The following is a 6,705-nucleotide window of genomic DNA, read 5'->3' on the forward strand; positions in this document are numbered from 1 at the left end:
CGCTCACGAGTGCTGAGCCGTGCGGCGCGACGATTGGATCACGGTGCCGACGCGCTCCACCAGAATGGCCATCTCGTAGCCGATCTGGCCGATGTCACAGGACCTGGTGGCCAGGGTGGCGAGGTTCGATCCGTCGCCGACGCGCATCAGCAGCAGGTAGCCGTTCTCCATCTCGACCACCGACTGCAGCACGTAGCCGCCGTCGAAGAGTTGAGCGGCGCCGGTGGACAGGCTGGCCAACCCCGACGTCACTGCGGCGAGCTGGTCGGCCCGCTCCACGGGCATGTGCTCACTGGCGGACACCAGGAGGCCGTCGGCGGACACCAGGATCGCGTGCGACACACCCGACACCTCGTGGGCGAACTTGGACACCAGCCAGTCGAGGGAGTCGCGCTGGGTGGGACGGGTCATTCGTGGTCTGCCTCCCTACCTTCACGTGCACTGTCACGGGCGTGCGAACGGCCCGCATGCACGCCGCCGAAGTGGTTGCCGATGCTGCTGCGCACTGCCTCGGGGTCACGCACGACCGGGATGGGCCCGGTGTCCAACGTGGAGTCACCGCCGTCGTCCGGCTCGTCGGTTGCGTCCGCTCCCCGGTGGGCGCCACCGTTGCGACCATTGTGACCATTGTCGCCGTTGCCTGCCGCGCCGGGCACCAGACGGGCACCCGGCCGACGCATCGGCAGACCGTGCTCGGTGCGCTCGGAGACGGCCGCCTCCTCGGCGGCGGCCGCGGCGGACCAGCCGTGATCCCAAACCGTCTGCCAGTCCAGGTCGGTGCTCTTGGCCAGCTCGGTGGGATCGTCGATCAGCCACTCGGACAACATCTTCTCGAAGATGGAACCGCCGGTCTCGGCCGCTGGAGCGGGTTCGGACTCGGGATGGCCGACGGGCTGGTGGTCGTCGTCGGCGTCGACTGGGGCGGGGGATCCGAAGGTTGCGTCGGGCTGGTGCATCCCATTGGTCGCCCTGGGCGGCTGGCTTGCGGCTTCAGCCTTGGCCGCGAAGAACGACGACGTGTCCGTCGGAACCGGGCGCTCGGAGGATTCGACGGGCAGGCGCCAGCGAGGCGGCTCTTCGGCCTCGGGCGTCTGCCCAGGCATCGAGTCGGCGGGCCATTCCTCCTCCGGCCACTCCTGCTCGTCGTCCCACCGGTCAGCGGATTCGTCGATGGGCTCGATCGGCGCAGACGGAATGTCCGAGATACCGCTGGAGCCTGGGTTCCGTTGCGGCAGTAGCGAAATGGGGATATCCGCATAGCCGTTGCGGTATTCCGGCTCGGCGGCGTGGTCGTCGTCGTGGTGGTCGTGGTCGTGGTCGTCGTACCCAAAGGCGCCCGCCAGGTCCGCGTGGGCGTTTGCGGGCAGGTCGTACTCGGCGAAGTCGGTGGACGCGGCGTAATCCGGAGCGCTGACCTCGGGGCCGCCAGGGCCGTGCAGAAGCAGTTCGGCCGGGATGAACACACCCGCGGTGGTTCCCGAATTCGGTTCGCCCGCAACGGTGCTGCGCAGCCGGACGACGAGACCATGCTGGGCAGCGAGCCTGCCGACCACGAAGAGGCCCATGTGGCGGGCGGTATACGGGTTGACCTCGCCTCCGGACTGCAGACGCGTATTCGAGACCCGCAGGTCGGCGTGCGTCATGCCGAGGCCGTGGTCGGAGATCTCGATGACGAGACCACCGTTGCCCGTGTGCACCGCCGACACCCACACCTGCGAGATCGGTGGCGAGTATCTCAGAGCGTTGTCCAGCAGCTCGGCCAAGAGGTGGACCAGGTCGCCTGCGACGACGCCATGCACTTCGCTGTCCGGCACCGTCGCCGTGGCGACCCGGGTGTAGTCCTCGACTTCGGACGCCGCCGCGTTGACCAGTGCGCCGACCGGGACCGGGTCGGCCTGCTCGCGCGGCACCTTCGAGCCGGCGAGCACCAGCAGGTTCGCGCCGTTGCGGCGCATGCGGGCGGCCAGGTGATCGAGTTTGAACAGGCTCTGCAGCCGCTCGGGGTCTTCCTCGTCGCGCTCGAGGCGGTCGATGACGCCCAGCTGCTGGTCGACGAGCGAGCGGCTGCGCCGTGACAACGTCTCGAACATGTCGCCGACCTGCAACTGCAGGCGCGCCTGCTCGCCTGCCAGGAACACGGCCTGTTCGTGCAGTTCATCGACGGCGTGGGCGACCTGCCCGACCTCCTCGGTGGTGTTCACCGGCAGCGGCCGGACGGGACCCGGCGCTCCACCGGTTCGCACTCGTTCGAGCTCGCGGGCCAGGTCCTCGTGGGCCACCTTCAGTGCGCCGTCACGCAGCATGCGCAGCGGCCGCACGAGCGTGCGCGCCACGACCAGCACGATGACCAGGGCCAACAGGATCGCGCCGCCGACGATCGACGAGTCGCGAATCGCCTCCGCACGCTTGGCGCTGGCCCGGTCCTCGACGGCGGCCGTCACCGACGTGGTCGTGGATCCGATGATCTTGGCGGCGATCTCATTCGTGACCTGCAGCGACTGAGTCAAATCGGGGTTGCCGACCAGCGCAACGGCCGGATCCGACATGATGGCCATCCGCTTGACCATCTCTGCCTGCAGCCTCTGAGCGTCGGGGGAGCCGACGCCGAGCACCTGCGCCATGCCGAACAGGGTCGACGGTTCGGTACCGGCCAGCGTCATCATCGACGTGCGCAATTCGGGTTCGGGAAGATCGCCGCCGAGGTTGACCAGCAGCTGCTGCATCATCATCTGCCCGCGGGCCCCGATCGCGCGGCTCAGGCCCAGCGTCTCGGCGCGGATGTTTTCGTCGTCGATGCGGACCGAGCCGTTGACGACGTCTTCGGCGGTCAACAGGATCGGCGCGTAGGCGGTGATGCGGCCGCGCAGATCGATGCCGTTGGCGGTGATCTTGTCCAGCAGTGCCTGGCCGCCATCGAGCAGCCCGGTGACGCCGGTGCGCACGTCGGGCACGACGTCGGTACCAGCGAGCTCTCTCTGCAGGTTCTGCTTGCTGGTGTCGAAGGTGGTGAGTGCTGCCTGCGCGTCGCCGCCGGTGGAGTTCGCCAACATGGCGCCTTCCAGGGCTGCCATGTACTTCTCGATGGAGGGCACCATCGCGGCGCGGTCGGCGGCCAGTCGCAGATCGCCTGCCTCAGTCCAGCCCGCGGAGATCCGCAAACCACCGAATACGCCGGCCAACAGCAATGGCACCAAGACGACCGCGAGCACTTTCCAGCGAACGGGCCAATTCGACAGCGACCACCGTGCCGGACGCTTGCCCTCTCGCGGCTCATTACTGGAGAATTCGGTGGGCTCGACGACTTGTGGCTGCTCTACGAACGCCGTCATCGCGCCCCGGCCGTACAACCGGTCGCTCGTCGGCGTTTCACTAATCGCGCGTCCTTCATATGGCTTCCTGCTGCTTTCGCCCACGTATCGGCGGGCACCGGAAGATCCAGTCCACCCGGCAATTTCTCGAGTATGACAGCGATGTGCGGGGGTTTCCACAATTCTTACTGAACAGACAGAGTTCGTGACCGGGCCGTTGCGTAGTTGTGTGCTAAGCGAGCAAATGTCGAAACCACATTGTTTCCCGATGGCTGGCTCTCCCCCGCCGGGCTATCGAGACTCACGCTTTCGCTACCGAAGCGTCAATGTCCTGAACGAGTAATGCCCGTTGCGATGGGATTGCGGTGATGGCGTCTGCGGGGACACCGCAAAGAGATCATCAGTGTCCACATGACCTGGTCGACGGCGCCCCTGCCCGTGGTCCACCTCGCCCCGCCTACCCCTGCGCCCCTACCTGCTGCACAGCGGCCAACGACCTAGCCCCACCGCACTGGGTCGGCCGACGGCTGCCGTCGGGCGGTTTACAGTGATGACGACAGCACCAGAATAAATTCGCGTGTTAATAGGTCAGCAAACAGGAGTATCAATCATGCATCCCGGGGCTGCGATCAGTACGGCTTGTCGTGGACCTACACTGACCTGGTACTACCTAGATGCGCCATCGAGTGTCAGCCGTGGGAGTGGCAATCTGGGTCATCCCGTCGTTCTCGACAGTGAAGCGATGGCAAGTAGCCAGCGTGTGCGTGAGCGTCTCAGGGGAACAGACCCATCGAGGCGAGGTCACACACTGGCTGCACGTGGGTGGCGAAGACCAGTTCAACAATTCGGATCGGCGGCCATTGATGAATTCTCTGACCGATGCCGGGAAGCTCCTCGACTCACTCGGCTGAGAGCGTGACGACGTTGAGCGGCTTGGGATTCCGCACCAGCTGGCAACGGTGAGCTGGCCGAGCGTTCGCAATCCGATCAGAGGGTGCGAACCGCAGCGACCTCGGCATGCGACACGCGGCACGACACTCCGCGCAATGTCGGAGGCCGGGATTAGAATCGGCTATGAGCAGCAGCGACAATGCGAATACCTTTGACATTCTTCGCGAGCTGATCGAACCGCTGGTCCGCTGGCACTCCGAAACCTGTTGCCGCTGCCGACGGCGATGGCCGTCTGATCGGGCTGAGTGGCCTAGTTGGAGCTACCATCTGTACGCGGGCCGTCCCCTTGCCGGGGTCTGCCCAGACTGTCAAACGCCGGAGGAGAGGGCAGAGATCGAGATCCGAGCGGCAGCGAGCACGTCTGCGTTCGAAGATGGTCGAATGGTCCACCGTCCGAAGCCGATGAATGACGATGAAGACAACCAGGGCCATTCTCGAACCGCATAGCGGGTTACGAGAGCGCAGCGAGGAATCCCTTCCGCACCTTCTCGATCTCTGATTCGACGGATGAACCGCAGCCATCGAGAACCTCCCGGTGATCTGCCGTGTACAGATCCCGGTGTTGCCCAGAGCTGTTCACCACGCTCGCCAGGGCCAGCCCTACGGGAACGCGTGCTCTTCCCTTCGTTCTCCTCAAGCTGATTCGCGGGCGTCAGATGAGCTGCTAGAAAGCTCGATGGATGTGGAGTCCTCGGTTGACCTCGATAGACGTAGCAGTTTCCAACTAGTCACATACCGAGGAGGCTCAGGGCGTGTTCCGGGTGATGTTCAACTCGCCACGCATCGCGCCCAACACCGGCAATGCGATCCGGATGGTCGCAGCTACCGGTTGTGAATTGCACCTCGTCGAACCGCTGGGTTTCGACCTGTCCGAGCCGAAGCTCCGCCGGGCCGGTCTGGACTACCACGACCTGGCGTCGGTGACGGTGCACGGGGATCTGCAGGCGGCGTGGAAGGTCGTCATGCCGGCGCGGGTGTTCGCGTTCACCGCCCACGCCGAATCGTTCTACGGCGACATCGCTTATGAACCCGGTGACGTCCTGATGTTCGGTCCGGAACCGACCGGCCTGGACCCGGAGACGCTGGCCGACCCGCACGTCACGGCGCAGGTGCGGATCCCCATGCTCCCGGGCCGACGGTCCCTCAACCTGTCGAACGCCGCGGCGGTCGCCGTCTACGAGGCATGGCGCCAGCAGGGGTTCGACGGCGCAATCTGATCTTCACCGCGCCTCGTTGCGCGAGCGTGCGTGTCGGTACGGCGACACGCCGCAATTCATGGCACACCGCGCACGCTGGCGCAGGGGCTACCAGGTGTTCCAGTGGCTGAGCTGCTCGGCGGGCAGTCGCTTGGCCGGCTTGAAGTCGGTGCCCTTGGTGTACGCGATCGGGAACAGTCCACCTTGGGCGTACTTGTCGAAGGGGATGCCGAGGATCTCCGCAGCCTGCTTCTCGCCGTCGCCCATGAGGTGCAGTGTGGTCCACGCTGAACCGAGTCCGCGCGAGCGCAGCGCCAGCATGAAGCTCCACGCCGCAGGTAGGAGCGATCCCCAATATCCGGCGCTCATCCCGGCGGGAGCGCCGTCGGGACGGCCCTCCAGACACGGGATCAACATTATCGGGACCTCGTGCAGATGGTCGTTGAGGTATTTCGCGGAGTCGACGACCAACGGCGTGCGCTCGTCGCGGCTGTCACCGTAGGTCGGCTTGGGTGCGTCGAGGTACGGCGTCGCCGCGGTGCGGTAGATGTCGGCGATGGCCTTCTTCTTCTCCTCGTCGTCGACGAAGACGAACTGCCAGCCCTGTGCGTTGGAACCGGTCGGCGCCTGCAGCGCCAGTTCGAGGCACTCCATCACCACCTCGCGCGGCACCGGCTTCTCCAGGTCGAGCCGTTTGCGGACCGACCGGGTGGTCGTGAGCAGTTCGTCGACGGTGAGATCCAGCGGCTTCGAAGTCATAGTCGGAGACTACATTCGCTTGCATGAGCAATGATTTGACTCCTGAAGTCATCGATCGTCTGAGCGCCGCCGAATACGGCTGGCTCACCACGGTCGCGAAGTCCGGCCAACCGGTCCCCAAGCTGATCTGGTTCTACTTCGATGGCACCGCGTTGTTCGTCTACACCATGCCCAGCGCGGCCAAGGTCGCACACGTCAAACGTCATCCGCTGGTGAGCCTGAACCTGGACTCCGACGGCAACGGCGGCGGGATCGTCGTGATCGGTGGCGAGGCGACGATCGACGCCGAGGGTGTGGACTGCCGCACCGACGAGCCGTACTGGGCGAAGTACGCCGAGACGGCCGAGAAGTTCGGGTTGACCGAGGCGATGGCGGGCTACAGCATTCGCCTGCGCATCGGTATCGACAAGGTGTGGCTCACGCCGACGGAGGGTTAGTCACCGTCGGGTGTGCATCACGGCCGTCACGCGTCCGGGCACATGTTCGAGCGC

5 protein-coding genes are annotated in these 6,705 nt (G+C 65.6%); 2 read left to right on the plus strand and 3 right to left on the minus strand.

The features are described from left to right. Nucleotides 1-3 precede the first annotated feature (3 nt). Together QOI01_RS28135 and QOI01_RS28140 are read right to left on the minus strand one after the other, a co-directional pair. The gene (locus QOI01_RS28135; protein ID WP_526386435.1) at nt 4-411 is read right to left on the minus strand and encodes a roadblock/LC7 domain-containing protein; all 408 of its coding nucleotides are present in this window, start codon (nt 409-411) and stop codon (nt 4-6) included. Beyond that, nucleotides 408-3,329 (minus strand): HAMP domain-containing sensor histidine kinase, encoded by a 2,922-nt coding sequence (locus QOI01_RS28140; protein WP_526386436.1) that lies wholly within the window; start codon nt 3,327-3,329, stop codon nt 408-410. The genes QOI01_RS28135 and QOI01_RS28140 overlap by 4 nt, the downstream gene beginning before the upstream one ends. Nucleotides 3,330-5,011: 1,682 nt before the next feature. Between QOI01_RS28140 and QOI01_RS28145 the strand changes: the two genes are divergently transcribed. Beyond that, entirely contained in the window at nt 5,012-5,476 is a 465-nt protein-coding gene (locus QOI01_RS28145) for a tRNA (cytidine(34)-2'-O)-methyltransferase (protein WP_526386437.1), read from the plus strand. Nucleotides 5,477-5,563: 87 nt separating this feature from the next. Here QOI01_RS28145 and QOI01_RS28150 read toward each other — a convergent pair whose 3' ends face one another. Beyond that, entirely contained in the window at nt 5,564-6,214 is a 651-nt protein-coding gene (locus QOI01_RS28150; protein WP_526386438.1) for a nitroreductase family protein, read from the minus strand. 23 nt (nt 6,215-6,237) lie between these two features. On the opposite strand from QOI01_RS28150, the gene QOI01_RS28155 reads away from it, so the two are divergent. After that, nucleotides 6,238-6,651, plus strand: coding sequence for a TIGR03667 family PPOX class F420-dependent oxidoreductase (locus QOI01_RS28155; RefSeq protein WP_526386439.1), 414 nt, complete (start codon nt 6,238-6,240; stop codon nt 6,649-6,651). Nucleotides 6,652-6,705 lie beyond the last annotated feature (54 nt).

It is taken from the genome of Mycobacterium sp., from assembly GCF_032162605.1.
Taxonomy (GTDB): domain Bacteria; phylum Actinomycetota; class Actinomycetes; order Mycobacteriales; family Mycobacteriaceae; genus Mycobacterium.

Bases quoted from the DNA above. Each gene is read 5' to 3' on its own strand.
- QOI01_RS28150 (WP_526386438.1), bottom strand. From the start codon at position 6,214: ATGACTTCGAAGCCGCTGGATCTCACCGTCGACGAACTGCTCACGACC.
- QOI01_RS28140 (WP_526386436.1), bottom strand. From the start codon at position 3,329: ATGACGGCGTTCGTAGAGCAGCCACAAGTCGTCGAGCCCACCGAATTC.
- QOI01_RS28135 (WP_526386435.1), bottom strand. From the start codon at position 411: ATGACCCGTCCCACCCAGCGCGACTCCCTCGACTGGCTGGTGTCCAAG.
- QOI01_RS28155 (WP_526386439.1), top strand. From the start codon at position 6,238: ATGAGCAATGATTTGACTCCTGAAGTCATCGATCGTCTGAGCGCCGCC.